At 71.3% G+C, this 21,442-nt stretch carries 18 protein-coding genes and 3 tRNA genes; 7 read left to right on the top strand and 14 right to left on the bottom strand.

The window, feature by feature from the left end; all coding sequences use genetic code 11:
* Nucleotides 1-295 precede the first annotated feature (295 nt).
* From ACZ6O5_RS27395 to ACZ6O5_RS27370, 6 genes are all read right to left on the bottom strand, one after another.
* Nucleotides 296-1,096, bottom strand: a complete 801-nt coding sequence (locus ACZ6O5_RS27395; protein ID WP_465980613.1) for a hypothetical protein — start codon at nucleotides 1,094-1,096, stop codon at nucleotides 296-298.
* A gap of 362 nt (nucleotides 1,097-1,458) precedes the next feature.
* Nucleotides 1,459-1,749 carry a hypothetical protein gene (locus ACZ6O5_RS27390; RefSeq protein WP_343444482.1) on the bottom strand — a complete coding sequence of 97 codons (291 nt, stop codon included), beginning with the start codon at nucleotides 1,747-1,749 and terminating at the stop codon, nucleotides 1,459-1,461.
* A complete protein-coding gene (locus ACZ6O5_RS27385) occupies nucleotides 1,746-2,066 on the bottom strand; it encodes a hypothetical protein (RefSeq protein WP_465980611.1) in 321 nt (106 codons plus the stop codon). The genes ACZ6O5_RS27390 and ACZ6O5_RS27385 overlap by 4 nt, the downstream gene beginning before the upstream one ends.
* Nucleotides 2,067-2,232: 166 nt before the next feature.
* On the bottom strand, nucleotides 2,233-5,826 hold the full coding sequence (locus ACZ6O5_RS27380) for a DUF4365 domain-containing protein (RefSeq protein ID WP_465980609.1): 3,594 nt from the start codon (nucleotides 5,824-5,826) through the stop codon (nucleotides 2,233-2,235).
* A gap of 673 nt (nucleotides 5,827-6,499) precedes the next feature.
* Nucleotides 6,500-6,572, bottom strand: a tRNA-Arg gene (locus tag ACZ6O5_RS27375).
* Between the two features lie 36 nt (nucleotides 6,573-6,608).
* A tRNA-Ser gene (locus tag ACZ6O5_RS27370) sits at nucleotides 6,609-6,699 on the bottom strand.
* Between the two features lie 594 nt (nucleotides 6,700-7,293).
* Between ACZ6O5_RS27370 and ACZ6O5_RS27365 the strand changes: the two genes are divergently transcribed.
* Nucleotides 7,294-8,631, top strand: coding sequence for a hypothetical protein (locus tag ACZ6O5_RS27365; protein ID WP_465980607.1), 1,338 nt, complete (start codon nucleotides 7,294-7,296; stop codon nucleotides 8,629-8,631).
* Here ACZ6O5_RS27365 and ACZ6O5_RS27360 read toward each other — a convergent pair.
* A complete protein-coding gene (locus ACZ6O5_RS27360; RefSeq protein WP_281934165.1) occupies nucleotides 8,592-9,365 on the bottom strand; it encodes a CPBP family intramembrane glutamic endopeptidase in 774 nt (257 codons plus the stop codon). The genes ACZ6O5_RS27365 and ACZ6O5_RS27360 overlap by 40 nt on opposite strands.
* A 122-nt stretch (nucleotides 9,366-9,487) precedes the next feature.
* Between ACZ6O5_RS27360 and ACZ6O5_RS27355 the strand changes: the two genes are divergently transcribed.
* Complete coding sequence (locus ACZ6O5_RS27355; protein ID WP_465980604.1) at nucleotides 9,488-10,609, top strand: globin domain-containing protein; 1,122 nt, start codon at nucleotides 9,488-9,490, stop codon at nucleotides 10,607-10,609.
* A 116-nt stretch (nucleotides 10,610-10,725) separates the two neighbouring features.
* On the opposite strand, the gene ACZ6O5_RS27350 is transcribed toward ACZ6O5_RS27355, so the two are convergent.
* Entirely contained in the window at nucleotides 10,726-12,258 is a 1,533-nt protein-coding gene (locus ACZ6O5_RS27350) for a peptide deformylase (RefSeq protein ID WP_465980626.1), read from the bottom strand.
* A 317-nt stretch (nucleotides 12,259-12,575) separates the two neighbouring features.
* Here ACZ6O5_RS27350 and ACZ6O5_RS27345 point away from each other — a divergent pair, with 317 nt between their 5' ends.
* Nucleotides 12,576-13,352 carry a hypothetical protein gene (locus tag ACZ6O5_RS27345; protein WP_465980624.1) on the top strand — a complete coding sequence of 259 codons (777 nt, stop codon included), beginning with the start codon at nucleotides 12,576-12,578 and terminating at the stop codon, nucleotides 13,350-13,352.
* A 7-nt stretch (nucleotides 13,353-13,359) separates the two neighbouring features.
* Here the strand turns inward: ACZ6O5_RS27345 and ACZ6O5_RS27340 are convergent, their stop codons facing one another.
* Nucleotides 13,360-15,135 carry a hypothetical protein gene (locus ACZ6O5_RS27340; protein WP_465980602.1) on the bottom strand — a complete coding sequence of 592 codons (1,776 nt, stop codon included), beginning with the start codon at nucleotides 15,133-15,135 and terminating at the stop codon, nucleotides 13,360-13,362.
* 209 nt (nucleotides 15,136-15,344) lie between these two features.
* Between ACZ6O5_RS27340 and ACZ6O5_RS27335 the strand changes: the two genes are divergently transcribed.
* Nucleotides 15,345-16,049 carry a class I SAM-dependent methyltransferase gene (locus ACZ6O5_RS27335; RefSeq protein WP_107156514.1) on the top strand — a complete coding sequence of 235 codons (705 nt, stop codon included), beginning with the start codon at nucleotides 15,345-15,347 and terminating at the stop codon, nucleotides 16,047-16,049.
* An 87-nt stretch (nucleotides 16,050-16,136) separates the two neighbouring features.
* Here the strand turns inward: ACZ6O5_RS27335 and ACZ6O5_RS27330 are convergent, their stop codons facing one another.
* Both ACZ6O5_RS27330 and ACZ6O5_RS27325 read right to left on the bottom strand, forming a co-directional pair.
* On the bottom strand, nucleotides 16,137-16,670 hold the full coding sequence (locus ACZ6O5_RS27330; RefSeq protein WP_465980600.1) for a YbhB/YbcL family Raf kinase inhibitor-like protein: 534 nt from the start codon (nucleotides 16,668-16,670) through the stop codon (nucleotides 16,137-16,139).
* Nucleotides 16,671-16,742: 72 nt separating this feature from the next.
* Nucleotides 16,743-16,829 (bottom strand) — tRNA-Ser (locus tag ACZ6O5_RS27325).
* Between the two features lie 71 nt (nucleotides 16,830-16,900).
* On the opposite strand from ACZ6O5_RS27325, the gene ACZ6O5_RS27320 reads away from it, so the two are divergent.
* Nucleotides 16,901-17,875: an NAD(P)H-quinone oxidoreductase gene (locus ACZ6O5_RS27320; RefSeq protein ID WP_465980598.1), complete on the top strand. Its 975-nt coding sequence runs from the start codon at nucleotides 16,901-16,903 to the stop codon at nucleotides 17,873-17,875.
* 3 nt (nucleotides 17,876-17,878) lie between these two features.
* Here the strand turns inward: ACZ6O5_RS27320 and soxR are convergent, their stop codons facing one another.
* Complete coding sequence (gene soxR, locus ACZ6O5_RS27315) at nucleotides 17,879-18,331, bottom strand: redox-sensitive transcriptional activator SoxR (protein WP_465980596.1); 453 nt, start codon at nucleotides 18,329-18,331, stop codon at nucleotides 17,879-17,881.
* Between the two features lie 46 nt (nucleotides 18,332-18,377).
* On the opposite strand from soxR, the gene ACZ6O5_RS27310 reads away from it, so the two are divergent.
* Nucleotides 18,378-19,061: a transketolase gene (locus ACZ6O5_RS27310; RefSeq protein WP_465980594.1), complete on the top strand. Its 684-nt coding sequence runs from the start codon at nucleotides 18,378-18,380 to the stop codon at nucleotides 19,059-19,061.
* An 8-nt stretch (nucleotides 19,062-19,069) separates the two neighbouring features.
* On the top strand, nucleotides 19,070-19,948 hold the full coding sequence (locus ACZ6O5_RS27305) for a transketolase family protein (protein WP_465980622.1): 879 nt from the start codon (nucleotides 19,070-19,072) through the stop codon (nucleotides 19,946-19,948).
* A gap of 48 nt (nucleotides 19,949-19,996) precedes the next feature.
* Here the strand turns inward: ACZ6O5_RS27305 and ACZ6O5_RS27300 are convergent, their stop codons facing one another.
* Nucleotides 19,997-20,704 (bottom strand): glycosyltransferase family 2 protein, encoded by a 708-nt coding sequence (locus tag ACZ6O5_RS27300; protein ID WP_281934151.1) that lies wholly within the window; start codon nucleotides 20,702-20,704, stop codon nucleotides 19,997-19,999.
* A 79-nt stretch (nucleotides 20,705-20,783) separates the two neighbouring features.
* Entirely contained in the window at nucleotides 20,784-21,389 is a 606-nt protein-coding gene (locus tag ACZ6O5_RS27295) for a hypothetical protein (RefSeq protein ID WP_465980592.1), read from the bottom strand.
* Nucleotides 21,390-21,442: the final 53 nt, after the last annotated feature.

Raw genomic sequence — 21,442 nt, 5'->3', positions numbered from 1 at the left:
TCCCGGTTGACCCCTATCGAGTACGAGACCATCATGACCCCACCGGCCAGTCAGGCCGCGTGACTGAAACTGTCACCTATCGGTGCAGCAGACCCGGAAACTGCCGTTGAACTGCTCATCATGTTGGCTTCCGTAGCCGTCGGACGGCGTCCATCGGTCGGCTTGGCTGTACCGATGGCTGTACAGCTACCAGCCCTCGTCGATGTTGAGGAGCTTCGAGGCGTCGGGCGTTCGTTCACCCGTTAGCTCGTTCTCCCGTTATACGACCAGGCCGACAGACACGGCGAAAGTTGTCTCAAGGGGTCGGGGCGGGGAAGTTGCGTTGCGGGCAGTTGTTCGGGGTGCTGGGGTCGACCCGGTGCAGGGCGTATGCCGTGCCCTGGGGTGGGGTGTGCGTCGTCGGCGCCCGGTCGCCGATCATGACGAGCGCGTGCCAGCCGGTGCGCTGTGCGGTGTAGAGCGTGCAGCCGTCGAGCACCTGGGTGTGCTGGCGTGCGGTCGCGGTGGCCCGGCCCTGGGCGAAGGTGGTCGGGACCGCCAGGTCGCTCTCGATCAGGAACAGCGTGGACCCGGCGGTGGTCGTGTTGGCCCAGAACTGCTCACCGGCGCTCAGGTGGATGTCGGCGATCGAGACGACTTCGGTGTCGGCGAGGCTGACGAATGCCAGGTCCGGGTCGCTCGGGCCGCTGACGCCGTGGTGGGTGACGGCGGGGATGGTGATCGTGTCGGTGCCGGTGTGCTGCTGGACCCAGTAGACGCCGGGCGTGTACTGGGTCACCGTCGCCGTGTAGGAGCCGAACGGGCGGCGTCCGACGTTGGAGTCGACCGCGACGAAGTCGGTCTGACCGGCACCGTACAGGCTGCTCGCCACGGTCGTGCCGGAGCTGTCGCGCAGGGCGAGGTCCCAGTCGGCGGTCGCGGCCGGCTGGACCGCGACGACCGACCAGTGCCGGTTGTAGGTGCGGTAGCTGAAGTCCTGGGCGGTCCGGGCGATCTGCACGTCGCCGTCGCTTAGACCGGTGCTTGCCCGAGCGGTGCCCGGATTCAGCATGGCACCGAGGATGACGACGGTGACGGCGGCGGCGATGCGCCGCATGGCACTCCGCCGCTTGGTGAGGCTACGGCACATCACGATTCCTGCTTCGGCGAAGTAGTGGTGGTAGCTAGTTCCACACACAAGGCGGTTCCCTAGCGAAGTCGGGTACCCGAACCCTAAGTGCCCTGCGCCAGTCGAGCGGCTGGTGCCCGGCGCCGCAGGGAAGAAGCGGCCCTGGGTGGCCGCTTCCCGGCAGGCGGAACACAGACCCCTCGACCGTGTCCGTCCAACCGGCACGGCCACTCGTGGCCCGATGAATCTGCTTCAAAGGCCGGATTGTGAGGATCATCAGGTCGCATCGCCAGTGACGGTGATCGCTCACCGCCCGATCAGGACGCTCCCTGTCCCGCTGGCAGGCCCGGTCAGCAGAACCAGCCGTCCTGCACCCAGCCGCGCCGGTTGATGTGACCGTAGGCAAACCCGTAGACGTAGCCGCCGCTGCGGGGACCCTCGACCAGGAACGTCTGACCCTGATAGAGGGTGCCCATCCAGGCGCCGACGGGCTGAGTGCGGACGAACAGGTCACTCGCGCACACCGTTTCCCGCTCCCCGATCGTGCCGTTGGCGGCCTGCGCCGGGGTCGGCATCGCGAGTGTCGCGGCGACGACTGCGACCAGCAGGCCGGCGGTCACCCGGGTGCTACGTCGGCTCACCACGAGTCGTACCCACCGATGCACTCGGCGCGCAGGTAGCCCCAGTCGTTGGGGCCGAAGTCGAAGGAAGCCGCCCACCCGTTGTAGACCGGGTGCGCCCCCGGCGTGTGGCCGATCTTGTTGCCGTAAGCCAGGGTCCGCTTCAGGCCGGTCGGACCGCCGGCGGAGTCGTAGTTGGCGTAGAAGCTGGCGCTCTGGCAGATCACGATGGCGTGCCGCGGCACCACCGGGTCGGCCTGGGCCGGCGTGGCGCCCAGGGCGATCGATGTCGCTCCGATGGCCAACGCGGCGGCCCTCACGCGCTTTCGTCGGGGCATGCCCACCTCCCGCACGGCGAAACTTTCCCACCGAAGACCCTACCGACGGGGTTGATAAATGTCGATGGGGAGGTGGTGGCCGAACGGACTTCCGAGGTGCCTTCGGTGGCCACCCAGGCATGGACGGGAGCCGACCTCATAGCGGCTGGTGAAACGCGCGTCCCCATTACTGCCACGTCTGGGCATTATTCGCAAGCTGCGGCAGCATCGTGATCGCTTCGATCTCTGGGTCGACCACCCCCCGTTGGCGCAGGGCCTCGATCAAGGCACGGAATATGAAGCGCTGCTCTGGGGCGATGTCGCCCGCTGTCGCAGTGGTGAGGTCATCGAGGTAGGTGTCGGGCGCGGGTAGGCCGCTCTCGTGCAGGGCATCGAGCGCCGCGACGAGGATTTGTTGGTAGCGCTGGGTGCGCTGCCCTGCCGGGAGATCTTGGAGGGCGCCTTGCAGGGCGAACTTCGTGACAAGGGTGAGGTTGTCTTCGGACACTCTTCTAGCGTGGACGGTGATGGACCGCCACGTGTTGATGCTGTCGGGCCGCGTCCACCATTGGCTGCGGCTGAGGTTGACGAGTCCGGGTCCGTGCCACTTTCCGTCGGTCTCGATCTGTGCGAGTGCGTTGGCGTCGAGTGGCAGGTCGACGACGAGTGCAGCCGCGAGCTGGTGGACGAGCGTGCTCACCTGGCTGTCGGAGTAGCCGCAGACGGTGATGAGGTTGGTGGTGCCGAAGGCTGGGATGCCACGTGCGCGACCGAGTTGGCGTTGGGCGACGTCATCGGCGTAGAGGGGTAGGCCGAGGCGCTGGGCGAGTTCGATGGCGTCGCGAGCGGGGTCTTGGCTCGGGTAGATGTCGTGTTGGTGCAGTTGTGTGGTGGTGCGCTCGAGCCGGGTCGCTAGGGCGCGGAGCGTCGCGCGAGTGGCGGCAGGGATGGTTTCGCGGCAGAGTTGACCGTCGCGTATCCCGAACACGACGCTGGAAGCGGTGGTGTCCCAGACGCTGTCGCGGGTGCGTACCGCATCCCGAGCCGTGCTACTAGTGATGTAAAACTGCGAAAAGCGTCCGTGCAGGAGCTCGCCGTCGCGGCCGAGTAGCTGATGCAGGTACAGCGCGGAGAGATCGACGACGGCTTCGCCGCAATGGAGGGCCGCGCGGGCGGCGGTGTCGCCGACGCGAGCGATTGCGGGTTCGGCGTCGGCGGCCAAGGTCATGCCCGCGGTGCGCATCAGCAGCACCTTGCCGTAGGGGACGCGGGTCTTGGACGCGAGCGTGGTTAACGGCTCACGGCCTTGCTGTACCCGGTGACGGATCGTCTCCAGGATCTGAAAGTCGCTCTGGCCGAGGAGGCTCTTGACCCTGTCCTCGGCGGCGGTCTCGGGGCTCCTGCCGCTGTACACAGTGACGATGAGCGTGGCGAGTCGGTCACTGAGTGGCTGCGGCCAGGGTGGTATGTCATCGCGTTGGCGGCGATGCTGCTCGCGCAGCAAGAGTGACGTGATGCCTTCCGCGAGCGCCGGAATGGTGAGGAACTGTTCGGCGAGCTCGACTGCGGTTTCGGCGTCGGCGTCGGTGAGGTCGAGACCGAGGTGCAGCTGAGCCCAGAGCCGGGCTTCTTGCTCGGTTTCTGGCGTCGGCTGGTGGTGGGTGAGGGCATCGCGTGCGGCCGGGACGTCGTTGACCTGGTTCAGAGCGATAACCAGGCTCCAGGCTAGGTAGTTGTCAGAGCGTTCGTCCAGTCCGGCTCGGCTTACCCGGATGACCCGCGCCCAGTCGTTCTTGCGGCGAAGCTGATGGACGCGTTTACGACGTAGACGCATGCGGCTGTCGCCGGACAGACGTGAGTCAGCAAGGAAATCGTCGACTACGGACAGGGTGCCATCGTCGGTCCAGGCGGCTTCGGGCAAGACGTCGGCGAGCGCGACGTCCGCCCATCGCCTGTACTGCTGCTGCCACTCGCGCATGGCAGCGGCGCTGCCGTCACGCTGTTCGAGCAGCATGACTAGGCGCAGAGCGGCGAGGATGTAGTCCTTGGCCAAGAGCCGCAGAACGGGTAGAGCTCCGCCGAGGTCGCCGTTCGCGGCGCGAGCAACGGCCTCGGCGAGATCGTAGGTCCACTGCGGGGCGATCGATCGGGCGAGTAGATCGTCGGCTTCGGGGATAGGCCAGACGCCGAGGTCCACGAGGCGCAGGATGCACGTGGCCCGCCCGCGATCGTCGTCGGCAGTCGCCAACGCATGTCGCCATGCTTGGATTCGCTCGTCGAGGCTGGCGTCGTTCTCGTCGAGTTCCTGAGCAGTCAGATGGTCCAGGTATGGGGTTCCCTGTAAGACCTGTCGGAAGAGCGGTAACGCATCGCTGCGTTGGCGGGCGAGGGCCGCCATCGCGCCGCGATAGGCGATTTCCGGTACTGCGGCCTCGCGGTCGGTGGCTGATCCGCCAGCGGCTGCGGGTAGCGCGAGTTGCACGACGGTCGACAGGTCGCCGTCGATGATCTCCAGGTCCAAGGTCTCTGCCAGAGCATTCTGGCTTGGTCCCGCCCAACGGCGCATCTGCTGCTGGGCTATCTGGGTATGTCGGCGTGCTTCGACGCTGTCAGGGCCGCCGAAGCCTGCGCGTTCCTGGATCCGCCGGCGGAGCAACTCGGCCAGCCGGAGCCGCATGCCGGTTTCTCGGTCGTCCTGCCCGTCGACAGCGCGTCGGATGAGAGCTATGGCGCCGTCAAGGTCGCCAGCGCGGAGCCGATTCTCGGCAAGGAAGTTCACGATGATGGGTTCGGCGTCGATCTGTGCATCGGTGGCGTCGCGGATCGACGGAGGTATCTCGACCTGTGGTGCTCGGTCGGCCGGCACGTTGAGAACGGCCAGTCCGAAATCCGCGAGCAATGTCGCGCCGGCGCTTTTCGCCGTCTCGAGGATCGGATGGGCCTCATCGCGGCGCTCGGCGCTGATCAGTGTCAGGCCGGCCAGGGCACGCCAACGGGCGGATTGCGGACCGCCGGCATCGGCAGCGCGTTCAAAGGCTTCCGCTGCCAAATCGTAGTGCTCGTGTGCGTTCGCGTAGCCAGCGGTTGCTGACCATAGTTCAGGGGCGGCGCTACTGCTGATCAGCCAGCTCGGTTGCGCGCCGAGCACCTGCCGGGTGGCGAAGCGAGGCTGCCCCCTGCCTTCAGCCAGGATTTGCGCGAGCCGGGCTGCGGCCGTGCGGTCGACCTGCTCGGCCTTATTCAGTGCGCGGACCGTCGGCCACGGCAGGACATTGAGCGACTGGTCGTACACCTGCAGCGCGGCGGGCCCCAAACGCCGGGCGATGTCTTCCAGCGCGGCTTTGGCGGACACGTCCAGCAAGTTCGTCTCCGGCACGAAAACCTTGAATCCCTTGCCGGTCTCCGTCGCGGTGTCCTGATCAACGACCTGCCAGTAAAGCTTGTCGGTCTCCGGATGGTGAAGGATCACGACGATCGGCAGGCTGTGCCCAAGCCAATAGTTGTAATGCTTACGGCGGCCCTTCGTGAACATCCAGCCGCCCGGAACCGCCTTGAAGTAGGATGAACCGCTCTTAATCTGCGCGCCGATATTCTTACCGGTAACCTGATCGTTGTCGGACACGACCTCGATGTGCGCGTCGACACCATAGTCGTCGTCGCGCTGCTCTCGGAAGATCCATCGCAGCTGCCGGTGGATCACCCTGTGCGCCTCAATGACGCCGTCCTCCTCGGCCCGATGCGTGTGACCGCGGGTCGGCAGCTCGATCGGCTCATCTACCACGGCAAAAGTATCCCGCCCGGATGCTGGCGATGTTGGGTCGGCTCGCGCCGACCGTGCAGCCGCCACGGTTCCGGTGGCTGACTGTGGGCGGCATCGGCACCCTGCTCGCCGTGGCGATCGTGTCTTTCGGCTTCCGCTTGTATGTAGAGCCAACTTCGGCTCCTACGGCACGGCCGGCGGGGTGATCGCGTTCCTGGGCGGTACAGCTAGTTAGAGCTCGGCCACGCGGGCATCGAGGCCCCCTTCGCGGCGGCGGCCCGCTGATGAATCTCGGCGACCTCACTGCCTTGCACGTGCTCGTCTTTCCCCGCGCTCGGTGTTTCGGTCGCCGCGCGGGTGAACGCGGGCCGGACCGGGTCGCACATCCGGGCCTGCGGCGGCGGCTTCGACGTCTGGACCGGCCCCCTCGACGGGGCGGGCACCGGGTTGCAGCACGGGCATCAAATGTGCGGCTGCGGCGGACCGCCGCAGCGGCGGCATCAGCGGGGCCATGCGCGCGGCTTAGCCAGTCATGATCAAGACCCGGCGGACGCTGCTGCCGCTCACCGGACGGGACCGGACGCGAGGGACGCTCGTCGCACGAGCACCCACCGAGCACCCAACCGACCACAAGGGACAGACAAAACGAAGGGCCTGACCGCCGTTCCGGCAGGTCAGACCCTTCATGATCTTGTGCGCCCGAAGGGACTCGAACCCCTAACCTTCTGATCCGTAGTCAGATGCTCTATCCATTGAGCTACGGGCGCCTGGTGCTTGGCCAGTCTACACAACCGGCTTTCGCGCGGAGACTCCGGGATTCGAACCCGGGAGGGGCTTTAAAACCCCAACCGCATTAGCAGTGCGGCGCCATAGACCAGACTAGGCGAAGTCTCCTCGGTGGCCCGGAGGTCACCGCGCCCGAGAATACAGGTCCACACCCGTCGGGGGCAAAGCGGATACCGGCACCCCGCCGAACCCGCCGCGTCGTCGCCGTGTGCCAGGTCACGTCCCCGACTACGCTCCATCGATATGCAGGAGCAGCCGCCGAGCGATCCGCCCCGTCGCGAGCCCCCCGCCAAGGCCCGGCGGAGCCGCTCCCCCCGACCGACCTTCAGCCCGCCGCCGACCCCGGAACCGCCGTCGACGGACGCGGGGGACGAGACGAACGACACGCCGCCCCGAAGGCGGGCGCGCGGGGCCGCGCCGATCGTCCTCTTCCAGCCACCGACGCCGGCCGCCGACGTCCCGCCGGCCCCGCGTCCGCGACCGGCCGCCGAGCCGGCCACGACCGGTCCGGGGCCGTCGGCCGGCGAACCGGCCGCACCGGAGACCACCGATTCGGGTACGCCGACAGCTGGCCCGGCCACGACCGATCTCCCCACCGCACCCGGGACGGCCGACCCGACGCCGGTATCCGACGTGGCGGTGCGTGCGCCGGAACCGGCCGAAGGGGGTCCGGACGACACGCCGCCCACCACCGCCACTTCCGTGGGCAAGGCGGCCCCGAAGCGGGCGCGTCGTGCCCCGGCCGAGAAGGCCGAGAAGAAGACCGCACCGACCGCTCGGAAGGCGCCCGCCACGACCCGGAAGACGACCGTCGCACCGGAGTTCACCGCGCCGGGCCGGGCGGACCAGTCCTCCTCGGGCACGCCCGACACGGCGGTGGACGCGGCCGGGGCCGCCCCACGGCCGGTTCGGGCCCGACGGAGCACGAAGACCGCCCCGGCGGCGAAGACCAGCCCCACGAAGCGCGCCACCACGCCGGCGCCGACCGAGCCTGGGCCGGACGCGCCAGCCGGCGACCAGCCGAAGACACGTCCCGCCGTGCGCAAGCGCACCGGCGCCACGGCCGAACGACCGGCCGAACTGCTCGTGGGCCCGAGCGGTCCCGGCCCCGACGCGGGCCGACCCGAACGGACCGAGCACGAGCGGGCCGAGCACGAGCCGACCGCACCCGAGCCGGCTCCGCCCGGGCCCGCCGAGCACCAGCCGGCCACATCCGAGCCGATCGAGCACCAGCCGACCGCATCCGAGCCGACTGCATCCGAGCCGACCGCATCCGAGCGGCCCGAGCGGAGGCGGAGCGACAAGGAACCGGCCGGACGGCACCGGTCAGGCCCGGAAGCGGCCGGCGCACCGGACGCGGCGGACACGCGTACCCCGGTGGCGGGCTGGCAGGCGGTGGGGCCGCGCCTGCGCGACCACCCCGGGTTCGCGCCGGAGCTGCTGGCCCTGGCCGCGGTGGACGCGCTCGGGCTGCGGGCCCGGAGTTGGGTGGAGCAGGTCCGGTCGGCCTATCCGGCGGCGGACGCGGACGGGGTGGCCCGGCTGGCGACCCGGCGGTTCGTCCGGATGGCCGGTACGGGTGGTGCGCTGGCGGCGGGGGCCGGGGTGTTCGCGCCGGTCGCGGAGCTGGCCGCGGTGCTGTGGACGCAGGCGAACCTGGTGCTGCACGTGGCGGCCGCGTACGGGCGGGACCCGGCGCATCCGGACCGTGCGGCCGAGCTGCTGGTGCTGACGTCGGTGCACCCGGACGACGGGGCCGCGCGGGCGGCGCTGGCGGCGGCCCGGGCGGCGGACGTCCCGGCGGACGGGCCGTGGGGCCGGACCGCCGAGGCGGCCTGGCGGCTGGCCACGCCGGTGGCGGCGCAGGCGGGCGGCTGGCTCGGGTTGCGACTGGCGGCGCGGTTGTTGCCGGGCGCGGCGGTGCTGGCGGCGGCGATCGGCGGTACGGCCGCGGCGGAGCGGGTCGCCGCCCGGGCGGTCGCCCGGTACCGGCGCGCTGGTCAGAGCCAGTCGAACCAGGATCTCGGCAGCAGCGCGTAGCCGACGAAGGCGACCACGTCGAGCAGCGTGTGCGCGACGATCAGCGGGGCCACCCGGCGGGTGCGCAGGTAGAACAGTCCGAAGATCACGCCCATCACCGCGTTGCCGAGGAACGCGCCGAAGCCCTGGTAGAGGTGGTAGGAGCCGCGCAGCACGGCGCTTGTGGCGACGACCGCGCCGAGTCGCCAGGTGAGCTGCCGCAGCCGGGTGATCAGGTAGCCGACCACGATCACCTCCTCCAGCACGGCGTTCTGCACGGCGGCGAGGATCAGCACCGGCACCGCCCACCACAGGTCCGGCAGCGCGGCCGGGACCAGCGTGGCGTTCACCCCGAGCTGGGCCGCCGCCCAGAACAGCGCCAGCCCGGGCAGGCCGATGAGCGCGGCCAGGCCCGCGCCCCGGGCCAGGTCCGCACCGGGGCGGGTCAGGTCGACGCCGAGCGTCCGCGCCGGGTCGCCGGGGTCACGCGCCAGCAGGTGTACGGCGAGCAGCACCGGCAGCAGCGCGAAGACGATCCCGAGCAGTTGGTACGTGAGGTCGAGGTACGGCCGGGCCGAGGTGGACGTGTTCAGCGCGGCGGTCTGCTTGGACAACCCGCCCGACGCGGTCAGCTTCGCGATCAGCGAGACCAGCGCGTACACGGCCGACTGGCCGAGGGAGAGGCCGAGCACGAGCAGCGTCTCGGTGCCCAGCACCCGGCGGGAGACCGGCCGGGCCGGCTCGTCAACCGTCACCGGACCATGAAACCACTTCGCCGGGCAAATGAGCCGGTCGCACATTGTGTGCGACCGGCAGGCACGCTCCGTGGACATTCTATCCGGGCCGATCCGCCCGTCCGGAGAAGGAGCGTGCCCCTGTGGAGAACGTCGCGCGGCTGTTGAAGGAGAGCTGGGCCCTGGTCGAGGAGCACGGGGAGCGGCTCTGCGGCCACTTCTACGCCCGGATGTTCCTGCTCGACCCGGAGCTGCGCAAGCTCTTCCCGGTGCAGATGAGCGGGCAGCGCGACCGACTGCTGGAGGCGATCGTGACGGCCGCCCAGACGGCGGACGACCCGGAGGCGTTCGACGAGTACCTGCGCGGGCTGGGCCGGGACCACCGGAAGTACCACGTCACGGCGGACCACTACGCCACGCTGGGCGTCGCGCTGCTGGACGGCCTGCGCACCGTCGCCGGGGACGGTTGGAGCCTGGAGTACGACCAGGCGTGGCGGGACGCGTACGCGAGCATCAGTGAGCGGATGCTCGCCGGTGCGGAGGCCGACGGGAACCCGCCGTTCTGGCACGCGGAGGTGCTGACGCACGAACGGCACGGCCCGGACACCGCGGTGCTGACCGTACGGGCGCTCCAGGCGCCGCTGAGCTGGCAGGCCGGCCAGTACGTCAGCGTGGAGGTGCCCCGCTACCTGCCGCGTACGTGGCGGACGTACTCGGTGGCGAACGCCCCGAACGAGGAGAACGTGCTGGAGTTCCACGTCCGTACGCCGGCCGGGGCCGCCGGTTGGGTGTCCGGTGCGCTGGTGCGCCGGACCAGGCCGGGTGACCTGCTGCGGCTGGCCGCGCCGATGGGCTCGATGACGCTGGACCCGAACTCCACCCGGGACATCCTCTGCGTGGCCGGCGGGGTGGGGCTGGCCCCGATCAAGGCGCTGGTGGAGGAGCTGACCCGGGTCAACCGCACCCGCTGGGTGCACGTCTTCTACGGCGCCGGCCACCCGGACGAGCTGTACGGGCTGGCCGGCCTCCAGGAGCTGGTGACGGCGTATCCCTGGCTGTCGGTGACGCCGGCGTGCAGCGCCGACCCGGACTTCGCCGGGGAACTCGGCGACGTCTCCGAGGTGGTCACCCGGTACGGCCCCTGGACCACGCACGACTGTTACGTCTCCGGCTCGGCCGCCATGGTCCGGGCGACCCTGCGGGCGCTCGCCGCCGACGACGTCCCGCCGGACCACATCCGCTACGACACGTTCGGCACCCTGTAGAGCCATCCTCCCCCCAAGCCGGGTCGCGTGCCCCCGCCCCCTGGGGCACGCGACCCGGCCCCCCGTTTCCCGGTACGCGGGCCAGGCGGCAACCAGCCCGCGTGCCGGAGCCCTTCTCAGTAGCGCCAGGGGGTGCCGGTCTCGCGGTACTCCTCCACCGGCACCAGGGGCACGCCGGGTGCCATCCGGTCGACGTAGAGCCGCCCCTCCAGGTGGTCGATCTCGTGCGCGACCAGGCGCGCCATCGCGTACTCGAAGGACGTGATGACGCGGCTGCCGTCCCACTGGGCGTGTTCCACGTCGATCCGCAGCGGCCGGGGCACCAGGCCACGGTGGTCGAAGAAGGAGAGGCAGCCTTCGTACTGCTCGTCGGTCTCTGTGGTGGCGTCCACCACCCGGGGGTTGAGCAGCACGACCGGTTCGGCCGCCCGGTCGGCGGGGCGGACCAGCGCGGCGGCCCAGCCGATCCCGAGTTGCGGCGCGGCCAGGCCGACGCCCTTGCTGAACGGGTGCAGCTCGTCGAGGCGGGCCAGCATGCCGGCGAGCCGGTCGACCACCTGCCGGGCGTGCCGTTCCTCGGCCGGCAGGTCGAACTGGCGCGCGGGCTGCCGGAGCAGGTCGTCGCCGCGTTGCACGATGCCGACGGCACGCATCCGGTCGCTGGCGCGCACCCGGTTCTCCCCGGTGGGCGTGCTGTCCGATTCGGTGTCCGGCGCGGGGCTGCGGAACCGCCACTGCATCCGGTAGCGGGCGTTCAGCGGCGGGTCGTCGGTCCCCCACTCGTAGATCACCCGGTCGGCGTCCCGGGTCTGCTGGATCGGGGTCCGCAGCGGGCCCTCCTCCGCCGACAGCGAGGTCTCCGCCCCCCACACCTTGGGGTCGAGGTCCGCCGGCAGGTCGAGGCGCACCGCGAGGTGCCGGGTGGGCAGGCGTACGGCGCGCTGGAACCAGGGGCCCCACTTGTCCCGTCCGACGCGGTAGGCGTACTCGATGGTGACCCGGTCGCCCGGGTAGAGGGGGAAGCGGCCCTCGTCGTTCTCGAAGAGCAGCCAGATCTCCTTGAACGCGTCCCGGTCGTGCTTGGCCCGCCAGTGCATCGGCTCGCGTCCGCTGCCGTCGTCCCGGTACGCGGTGAGTTGCAGCTCGGCGAACGTGAGCGGGTGCTCGCGGTGGTGCCGGTTGGAGCGGCCCGGGTCGTTCGGGTAGCGGTCGACGGCGACCCGGACCAGGTAGCGGGTGACCGGTTCGGTGCCGGCGTTGTACAGCTCCCGCCGGATCGTGCAGTGGTAGCCGTCGCCGGTGTGGGTAAGCGTGGCGACCTCGCGTTCCACCACCAGGCCGGTGCCGGGGGGCAGCCACTGGCCGGGGACGGGCGGATCGCGGTGCGTCCCGGTGGCCCGGCTGTGCCGCAGCTCGTCGTACTCCCGGAAGCGCTGCCAGATCGCGCCGCTGGCCTCCAGAACGGCCTCGGCCCGGCGGGCGAAGTCCTCGGTGGGCCGGTGCCGGCGCCCTTCGACGTGGCTGACGTAGGACGGGTCGAAGCCCATCAGCGTCGCCAGCTGCTTCTTGGACAGCCCTCGGCCGGTGCGGTGCCGGGCGAGCTCGACCGCGAAGGACTCGGCGGCACGCTCGATCGGTGAGGTCATCAGCTTCCTCGTACGCGGGAAGACCATCTTCACGTTTCGTGGCCGAACGTGTACGGAAACTGCCTCGTATTCGACAGTCACCTTGACAATCCAACGTCAGGCGTCGATGCTTGCGCGGCCCGGCGAGCCCTCCGGCCGGCGTTTTCCGCCCACCCCGCCGGGTAGTACACGACGGCGACGGAGTGACCGGGACCTCCCCATCAAGCCCGTGGTGCCACTTCCCTCCGTCCGGGAGTGTGGTTAGGCTAGCCTTAGCTTCGGTCGACGGCACGCGCCGGCCGACGGGCTACCGGACGGGGGACGGCCAGGTGACTGCGGTGATGCCGGGGCGCGACGTCGCCACCCCGTTCGCCCCGGTCACCGCGACGCTGCGCGCCATGTTCGGCACCGACGACCTGCCCGGTCTCGCGCCCGGCCTGCTGGTCCGCGACGAGCTGGACCGCTGGGCCCCGGCCACCAGCCTGATCGACGGCACCCTGCTCCCCGGCTTCCTGGCCGCCGCCGGCCGGCGCTGGGGCGGCACCCCGCACGCCTGCGCCGCGCTCGCCTGGAAGTCCTACAGCTACTGGACCGCGCTGCCGGCCGTGCTCGGCTGGGCCTCGGCGCGGCGGGTGCCGCTGCTCGATCCCGCCGACGTGCTGGTGCACTTCGAGGACCACCACCAGTTGCTCACGCTGGGGCTGCGCGGCTCCACCCCGGTGGCCGTGCTGCCCGGCGACCCGTTGGCGCTGGCCGGCGCGCCTGGCGTCCGGGTCGTCGCCGACGAGGCGGCGCTGCTCGGCGCGCTGCGCGCGACGCTGCTCGACGCGCACTTCGCCCCGCTGATCACCGCCATCCAGCGCGAGGTCCGGATCGGCACCCGTACGCTGCTCGGCTCGGTGGCCTCCGGCATCGCGCACGGCCTGCTGCGCGCGGCGGACGCGCTGCCCGGCCCGACCACGGTGGCCGTCGGCACGCTGCTCGACGCGCTCGACCTGGCCGACCTGGTCGACCTGGTGCCCGGCCCGACCGGCGAGCCGACGGTGCAGCGGCGCACCTGCTGCCTGGCCTTCACGCTGCCCCGGCCGAAGGTCTGCCAGGGCTGCTGCGTCCGCTGACCGTCGGTCAGTCGACGAGCGGGCGCACGTCCCACAGCCAGACCCCGCCGGTACGCGTCGGGGTGATCCCGGTCAGCTCGGTCATCGCCCGACGCAGCGACTCGGCCGGCCGCAGCCGAGGGTCGAGGATCACCGCCCCGGCCCGCCAGTGTCGCAGGTCGTCCACGGCGTCCACCCGGTCCTGCGGAGTGATCGGCGGCACCGCGTCGGTACGCCGTACCGTCTCGAAGAACGTGCTGGTGGGGCGCGGCGGCGCGGTGAAGAGCGCGACCCGGTCGGCGCCCGGTCGGGTGTCCGGATAGAGGAAGTAGCCCCGGGCCAGCGGCATGTCCAGCCGGGTCTCGGCGGACCAGCGCAGCGGGACCGCGTAGGTGGTGTCGGGCAGCGGGAGCGTGACGATGCTCCGCCCTCCCACCACGTAGGGCCGCCACGCCCCGGAGGTGACGAACGCCGGGGTCGGGTCCAGCCGCGTCGCGGGCAGCGGGGTGGGCAGGATCGGCAGAAGTGCCATGGCGAGCACGGTGCCGGTGGCGAACCGGAGCTGTCCCCTGGCGGCCGGGTGCCGGTGGGCCAACCGGCGGACCCGTTCGACGCCGAGCGCGAGCAGCACGCCGACGATCGGGGTGAGCGCGAGCGACCAGCGGGTGGGCACCACCGCGTGCAGGACCGGCAGGTTCTCCAGCGCGGCCCACGGCCCGGGGATGCCGGTCTCCCGCCCGTCGAACCGGATCTCCCGGCCGAGCGAGAAGAGACCGAACACCACGCCGACCGCGGCCAGCCCGAGCACCAGCGCGTCCCGGCGCAGCCACCAGACCAGCGCGACCACCAGCACCACGAGCGGCCAGCCGAAGAACGCGTTCTCCTCGGTGGCGTTCTTGACCAGCGGCGCGCTGCCCCGGGCGTCGCCGGCCACCGACTCGCGGGACCAGGCCAGGTAGGCGGCGAGGTCGGTGGAGTAGCCCCGGATCAGCGTGGAGAGCCCGGAGTACGCGCCGGGGCCGGCGAACTGCACGTGCAGCGGGTACGCCAGGAGCGCCCCGGCCACGACGGCGGCCACTCCGAGCCCGGCGGCGAACGGCCGGGCCGCCGACCGGAGCGCGGGCCGGCCGAGCACCAGCGCCAGCGCCAGCACCACGCCGCCCAGGCCGAGCGCGGTCATCAGCAGGATCTCCAGATTGAGGAACGCCTGCCAGACGATCACCAGGCCGAGCAGCAACCCGTTGCGCAGCCAGCGGCCGGGCTGCGCCAGCCGGAGCGTCCGCCAGATGATCAGCGGCACCACGAACTGGCTGACGATGTTGGGGTGGGCGTTCGCGTGCGACACCATGGCCGGCGCGAACGCGCAGAAGCCCGCGCCCAGCCAGGCCGGCCCCCGGGCGCCGACGACCACGCGGGAGAGCAGGAAATACCAGGCGGCACCGGTGGCGGCCAGCCCGAGCGTGAGAAAAATGAGGAACGACCAGCGCGGCCCGAACCACACCGTTATCGGCGACAGGGGCAAGGAAACGGATAATACGGACGTGTTCCCCATGAGATTGACGACGTCCGGCACATTCATCCGGTCCGAGGTGAACGGATAGGCGAAATGAGTGACCACGCGCGCACCGTGTGCCATCATCCATTCGAACTGCGCCTGGTCGGTGCGATTGTCCCGCACGCCGTTGGCCGGATCGATCCAGAGCCGGGCGGTCACCCAGAGCGCGAGCAGCACGAAGCTGAGCACGGCGAGGGCGTCGGTCCACCGTCCTCGGCGCGGGTCCACGCCCGACTGGGGAGTAGTCATGACATTTCAGAGCGTAGTCATTGTATGACGGCCAGGTGACATATTCCGAGGACTCGCGTACTATGTGCCGGGTTCGCCGACCGCCGATCACGTGCCCCACCCGACCGCAATTCGGCCAGCGCGGTGCCCCCGATTTTCCCGCCGGCCATTCAGATGGTTGACTCTGAACGGTCCAGGCGCGGGTCAGTCATATCGTGAGGAATCGACGCATGGCAGAAATCACTGGGGATCAGCGCGTCCAGGCGGAGGTGCTCGAAGGCCTGGCCACGGCGGTCAACCACCGGCGGTGGTTCGTCGAACTGGCGGTGCCCTACCTCGGTGACAACCCCATCGAGATCGGCAGTGGCCTCGGCGACTACGCGCTCGCCTGGTCCGAGCACATCCCCCGCATCACGGCCACCGAGGCCGACCCGGACCGGCTGGTCAAGCTCAAGGAGCGGCTGTCCGAGCACCCCGGCGTCGAGGTCCGGCAGATGCTGTTGCCGCACACCGAGCGGGGCGACTACAGCGCCGCCGTGTCGTACAACGTGCTGGAGCACATCGACGACCACGTGGGCGCGCTGCGCAGCATGCGCGACCTGGTCCGGCCCGGCGGCGCGGTGATCATCATCGTGCCGGCGTTCCAGTTCGCCATGGGCCCCGCCGACATCGCGACCGGCCACGTGCGGCGGTACACCAAGAAGACGCTCGCCACCGCGATGACCGACGCCGGCCTCACCGTGGAGAAGATCCACTACGCGAACGCGCTCGGCCTGATCGGCTACTTCATGGCCACCAAGGTCTTCCGGCTGATGCCGAAGGAGGGCCCGATGGTGAAGGTCTACGACACGCTGGTGCTCCCCGCCACCAAGGCCGCCGAGCAGCGCATCCGCCCCCCGTTCGGCCAGTCCGTCTTCGCCGTGGCCCGGGTGTAAGGCCGGGCCCCCTCTTAACGCCTCAGGTATAGATGGGGCCCCTTCTCACACCTACGTGTTAAGAAGGGGCCCCTCCTTGCACCTCGGTCAGTCCTTGACCTGGTAGGTGGGGCGGATCACCGCGCGGGCCAGGGTGTGGAACGCGAGGTTGAAGCCGACGAAGGCCGGGCTCGCCTCCTTGCCCACGTCCAGGCGCTCCACGTCGACCGCGTGCACCGCGAAGACGTACCGGTGCGGACGGTCCCCCGGCGGCGGCGCGGCACCGCCGTAGCCGGTGTCGCCGTAGTCGTTGCGGATGCTGAACGCGCCACCGAGGTCGGCCTCGCGCGCCGCGGCCGGCAGCTCGGTGACCGAGGCGGGCACGTCCACCAGCACCCAGTGCCAGAACCCGCTGCCGGTCGGCGCGTCCGGGTCGAAGCAGGTGACCACGAAGCTCTTCGTCTCCACCGGGAAACCCGACCAGGACAGGTGCGGTGAGACATTCTCACCACCGGCGCTGCCGTGCGCGTACCGCGCGTCCATCGGCTCGCCGTTGTGCACGTCGTCGCTGGTCAGGTCGAACGACGGCACGGTCGGCAGCAGCTCGTACGGGTCCGGGGCGATCGGTCGTTCCAGGGTCATCGAAACGGGTCCTTCCGGGTGCGCGAAATGTTCTGCGCCCCCTTCTTACCCCGCTGCGGGCGATTACGGCGGCGGAGGGTGTGGGATTCGAACCCACGAAGACATCGCTGCCTTACCGGTTTTCAAGACCAGCGCCATCGGCCACTAGGCGAACCCTCCCGGCGCGCTCCCCGAGGGGTACGCGACCGCGCCTAGTCTGCCACGAACGGCGCATCGGGTAAGACTGAGCCATGCACGCTGTCACGATCACGGAACCCGGCGGACCCGAGGCACTCGTCTGGGCGGAGGTCCCCGACCCCGAACCCGGCCCCGGTGAGGTGGTCGTCGAGGTGCGGGCCAGCGCCGTCAACCGGGCCGACCTGCTGCAACGGCAGGGGCACTATCCGCCGCCGCCGGGCGCGTCCGCGTACCCCGGGTTGGAGTGCTCGGGGACGGTCCGCGCGCTCGGTCCCGACGTGACCGGCTGGTCGGTGGGCCAGGAGGTCTGCGCGTTGCTGACCGGCGGCGGGTACGCCGAGCAGGTCGCCGTGCCGGCCGGGCAGTTGCTGCCGGTGCCGGACGGGGTGGACCTGGTCGACGCCGCCGCGCTGCCGGAGGTGGCCTGCACGGTGTGGTCGAACGTGGTGGACCTGGCCGGGCTGGCCGAGGGGGACACGCTGCTGGTGCACGGCGGCGGCAGCGGCATCGGCACGTTCGCGATCCAGCTCGGGGTGGCGCTGGGCGCGACGGTGGTGGCGACCGCACGGGCGGCCAAGCACGAGCGGTTGCGCGAGCTGGGCGCCGCGCACACCGTCGACTACCGGGAGCAGGACTTCGTCGAGGAGGTCCGCCGGGTCACCGACGGGCGCGGCGCGGACGTGATCCTGGACATCATGGGCGCGTCCTACCTGCCCCGGAACGTGGCGGCGCTGGCGACCGGCGGCCGGCTCGTGGTGATCGGCATGCAGGGCGGGCGCAAGGGCGAACTCGACCTCGGGATGCTGCTGGCGAAGCGGGCCTCGGTGCACGCCACCGCGCTGCGTTCCCGCCCGCTCGCCGAGAAGGCGGCGATCGTCCGGGGCGTACGCGAGCAGGTGTGGCCGCTGGTGGCGGCCGGCCGGGTCCGGCCGGTGGTGCACGCCCGGGTGGACATGGCGGACGCCGCCGACGCGCACCGGCTGGTGGAGACGAGCGACCACCTGGGCAAGGTGCTGCTGGTGCGGTGACGCTCAGCCCGGGTCGGCGCGCGGGAGCACCAGGCGCGCGCCGGGGCCCTCGACGGCCAGCGAGTCGCCGGGGTTGTAGAGCGTGCAGCGCTGCAACGACAGGCAGCCGCAGCCGATGCAGCCGTCCAGGTCGTCGCGGAGCTTGCCGAGCAGTCGGATCCGCTCGTCCAGCCGCTCCCGCCAGCCCCGGGAGAGCGCCGCCCAGTCCTCCGGGGTGGGTGTGCGGCCGGCGGGCAGCGAGTCCAACGCCTCCCGGATCTCGTCAAGCGAGACGCCGACCTGCTGGGAGATCCGGACGAAGGCCACCCGACGCAGCTCGGTGCGGGCGTAGCGGCGCTGGTTGCCGCCGGTGCGGGCGGCGTGGATCAGGCCGAGCCGCTCGTAGTAGCGCAGCGCTGAGGGCGCCACGCCGCTGCGCTCGGCGAGCTGGCCGATGGTGAGCGTTGCCTCGTGCATCACAGGACCTTGAGGTGAAGTTCGGTTGAGGTTCGAGGCTATCGGCATGACGACGACCACCGCCACCGAGCTGGCCGCGCTGCTGGAGCGGGTCCGCGCCGGCCGCGAGTTCGGCGCGAACGTGTACTCGACGCTGGACGTGCTCCACGTGCTCTACGACCGGGTGCTCCGGATCACCCCGGCGACCGTGGCCGACCCCGACCGGGACCGGTTCCTGCTCTCCAAGGGGCACGCGGTCGCCGGCTACTACGCGCTGCTCGCCGCGCAGGGCTTCGTGCCGGTCGAGTGGCTGGACGACCAGGGCGGGCCGGCCAGCCGGCTCGGCGACCACCCGGACCGGACGCTGGTGCCGGGTGTGGAGATCGGTTCCGGGTCGCTCGGCCACGGGCTCGGACTGGGCGTGGGCACCGCGCTCGGCCTGCGGGCCCAGGGCCGCCCCGACCCCCGGGTGTACGTGCTGCTCGGCGACGCCGAACTGGACGAGGGCGCCAACCACGAGGCGATCGCGTACGCCGGCGCGACCGGCCTGGCCAACCTGACCGCGATCGTGGTGGACAACCGCTCCGCCACGCACGGCTGGCCGGGTGGCACCGCCAGCCGGTTCACCGTCAACGGGTGGACCGCCGCCACCGTGGACGGCCACGACCACGACGCCCTGCACACCGCCCTGACCGGGCACGACCACCACCGGCCGCACGTCGTCGTCGCGGCCGTCACCGACGGGGAGTGACCATGACCATGCGGGACGCGTTCGTGACCAGCACCGAGGAGGTGCTGGCGGACCCGAGGAGCGTGCTCGTACTGGCGGACATCTCCGCCGCCGCGTTCGCCCCGGCCGCCGCCCGCCACCCGGACCGGGTGGTCAACGTCGGGATCCGGGAGCAGCTCATGATCGGTGTCGCCGGCGGGCTGGCGTTGACCGGCCAGCGGCCGATCGTGCACAGCTACGCCCCGTTCCTCGTCGAGCGGGCGTACGAGCAGATCAAGCTGGACCTCGACCACCAGGGGGTCGGCGCGGTGCTGGTCAGCATCGGCGCCTCGTACGACCGGGCGGCGGCCGGTCGGACCCACCTCGCGCCGGCCGACGTGAGCCTGATCGACACGCTCGACGGGTGGACCGTGCACGTGCCGGGCCACCCGGACGAGGTGCGACCGCTGCTGCGGGACGTGGTGTGCGGGACCGGCCCGGCCTATCTGCGGCTCTCCACCCGGGGCAACGCGTCCGCGTATCCGGAGGCGGGTGACCTGCGGGTGGTCCGGGACGCCGGGCCGGGCGCGCCGCTGCTGGTGGCGGTCGGGCCGGTGCTGGACCCGGCGCTGCACGCGGTGGCGGACCGGCCGGTCACGGTGGCGTTCACCCACCGGCCCCGGCCGTTCGACACGGCCGGGCTGCGGGCGCTGGCCGGCAGCGAGGTGATCCTGGTCGAGCCGTACCTGGCCGGCACGTCCACCCGGGTGGTGTCCGACGCGCTGGCCGACCGGCCGCACCGGCTGCTCGCCCTCGGCGTCGGCCGGGCGGAGCTGCGCCGCTACGGCGGACCGGCGGACCACGACCGCTGGCACGGGCTGGACGCGGCCGGGCTGCGCCGTTCCGTCGACGCGTTCCTCGACGCCTGACGCGAAGGAACCCCGCACCGCCGGGGTGCGGGGTTCCGGTTCGTCGGGTCAGCGCGTGGCGGGACCGACCGGGCGGCGGCGGGCGCGCTCGCGGGCCAGGATCCAGATCGCCTCGACGCCGTCCTTCCAGGTGATCTTCTTGCCCTCTTCCCGGCCCCGGGCGCGGTAGCTGATCGGCACCTCGTAGGGGCGGATGCGCTGGCGGAGCAGTTTGCCGGTGACCTCGGCCTCCATGCCGAAGCCCCGGGAGCGCACCTGGAGCGAGCGGTAGAGCGCCAGCGGCATCAGCTTGAAGCAGGTCTCCAGGTCCCCGATGTACGAGTTGTAGAGCACGTTGGCCGCCAGCGTGACGCCCTTGTTGCCCATCACGTACCAGAAGCTGTAGGAGCTGTGGCTGCCGAACGTGCGATTGCCGTAGACCACGGTGGCGTGCCCGTCGAGCACCGGCTGAAGCAGGCGCGGGATGTCCTGCGGGTCGTACTCCAGGTCGGCGTCGAGGATGACCATGTATTCACCCTCGGCGTTGTCGACGGCGGTCTTGATGGCCGCGCCCTTGCCGGCGTTACGTGGGTGAGTGATCACCCGCAGCCGGGCGTCGTCCACCCGGCCGAGCACCTCACCGGTGCCGTCCCGGCTGCCGTCGTCCACGACGACCAGCTCGATCTCGCACGGGTAGTCCACCGCCAACGCCTGCTTGAGGGCGTCCGCGATGCGTTCTTCCTCGTTGTAGACCGGCATGAGGATCGAAAGCTTCACGGGTTCTCCATGGAGGTGACGGCAGGTCGGGGCATAGCGTAGCCTGGCAGATTCCTGAGGTCACGACAGCCCGCCCACCTTACTCCTGGCGGAGCGGCACCACGACCAACCGGGCGACCCCCTTGTCCCCCTCCTTGGCGCCGGCCACGCCGACCGTCGTGCCGACCTTGATCTCGTTCGCCTGGATCGTCGCGCGGCGCTCGACCACCCGCAGCTTCTCGCCGAACGTCCAGGTCATGGTGAAGCCGTCGGCGGACTTCACGGTCATCGACTTCGCGTCGACCGCGGTCACCTCACCGCGCTGGACGGCTACCGTCTTCGTCCCGTTCTCCTTGGTCTGCACCACGACCTCGCCGTGCAGCCGGTTCTTGCGCAGCAGCACCCGGGCCCGGTGCCGCTTGCGCCAGTCCTGTGCCCGGTCCCCCTTGCGGTCCGGCCCGGCCTGCTCGCCCGGCGTGCCGGAGGCCGACGGGGCGGGCGCCGCGACCGGATCGACGTCCAGGTCGGCCGGATCGACGCCGAGCGCGGCCAGGGCCTGCCCGTCGGTGCCCATGGCGGCGGCCACCTCGACCGCGGTCTCCCGGGCCGCGTCGGCGCCGGTCTGCGCCGCGCCGCACCCGGCCAGGCCGAGCGCCGCGGCGGTGAGCAGCGCGGTGGCTCCGGTGACGATTCGCTGACGTGCCATCGGTGTTCCTCTCGTCGGTGGTGACGTCAGCGTTCCGCACCGGCGCGAGCGGA

The sequence above is a fragment of the Micromonospora sp. NPDC049201 genome (genome assembly GCF_055586805.1).
This window is presented reverse-complemented; position numbering and strand designations above follow the sequence as displayed.

Bases quoted from the DNA above. Each gene is read 5' to 3' on its own strand.
- ACZ6O5_RS27320 (WP_465980598.1), top strand. From the start codon at position 16,901: ATGCACGCTGTCACGATCACGGAACCCGGCGGACCCGAGGCACTCGTC.
- ACZ6O5_RS27310 (WP_465980594.1), top strand. From the start codon at position 18,378: ATGACGACGACCACCGCCACCGAGCTGGCCGCGCTGCTGGAGCGGGTC.
- ACZ6O5_RS27330 (WP_465980600.1), bottom strand. From the start codon at position 16,670: ATGACCCTGGAACGACCGATCGCCCCGGACCCGTACGAGCTGCTGCCG.
- ACZ6O5_RS27385 (WP_465980611.1), bottom strand. From the start codon at position 2,066: ATGCCCCGACGAAAGCGCGTGAGGGCCGCCGCGTTGGCCATCGGAGCG.
- ACZ6O5_RS27295 (WP_465980592.1), bottom strand. From the start codon at position 21,389: ATGGCACGTCAGCGAATCGTCACCGGAGCCACCGCGCTGCTCACCGCC.
- soxR (WP_465980596.1), bottom strand. From the start codon at position 18,331: ATGCACGAGGCAACGCTCACCATCGGCCAGCTCGCCGAGCGCAGCGGC.
- ACZ6O5_RS27335 (WP_107156514.1), top strand. From the start codon at position 15,345: ATGGCAGAAATCACTGGGGATCAGCGCGTCCAGGCGGAGGTGCTCGAA.
- ACZ6O5_RS27395 (WP_465980613.1), bottom strand. From the start codon at position 1,096: ATGCGGCGCATCGCCGCCGCCGTCACCGTCGTCATCCTCGGTGCCATG.
- ACZ6O5_RS27345 (WP_465980624.1), top strand. From the start codon at position 12,576: ATGCCGGGGCGCGACGTCGCCACCCCGTTCGCCCCGGTCACCGCGACG.
- ACZ6O5_RS27305 (WP_465980622.1), top strand. From the start codon at position 19,070: ATGCGGGACGCGTTCGTGACCAGCACCGAGGAGGTGCTGGCGGACCCG.
- ACZ6O5_RS27340 (WP_465980602.1), bottom strand. From the start codon at position 15,135: ATGACTACTCCCCAGTCGGGCGTGGACCCGCGCCGAGGACGGTGGACC.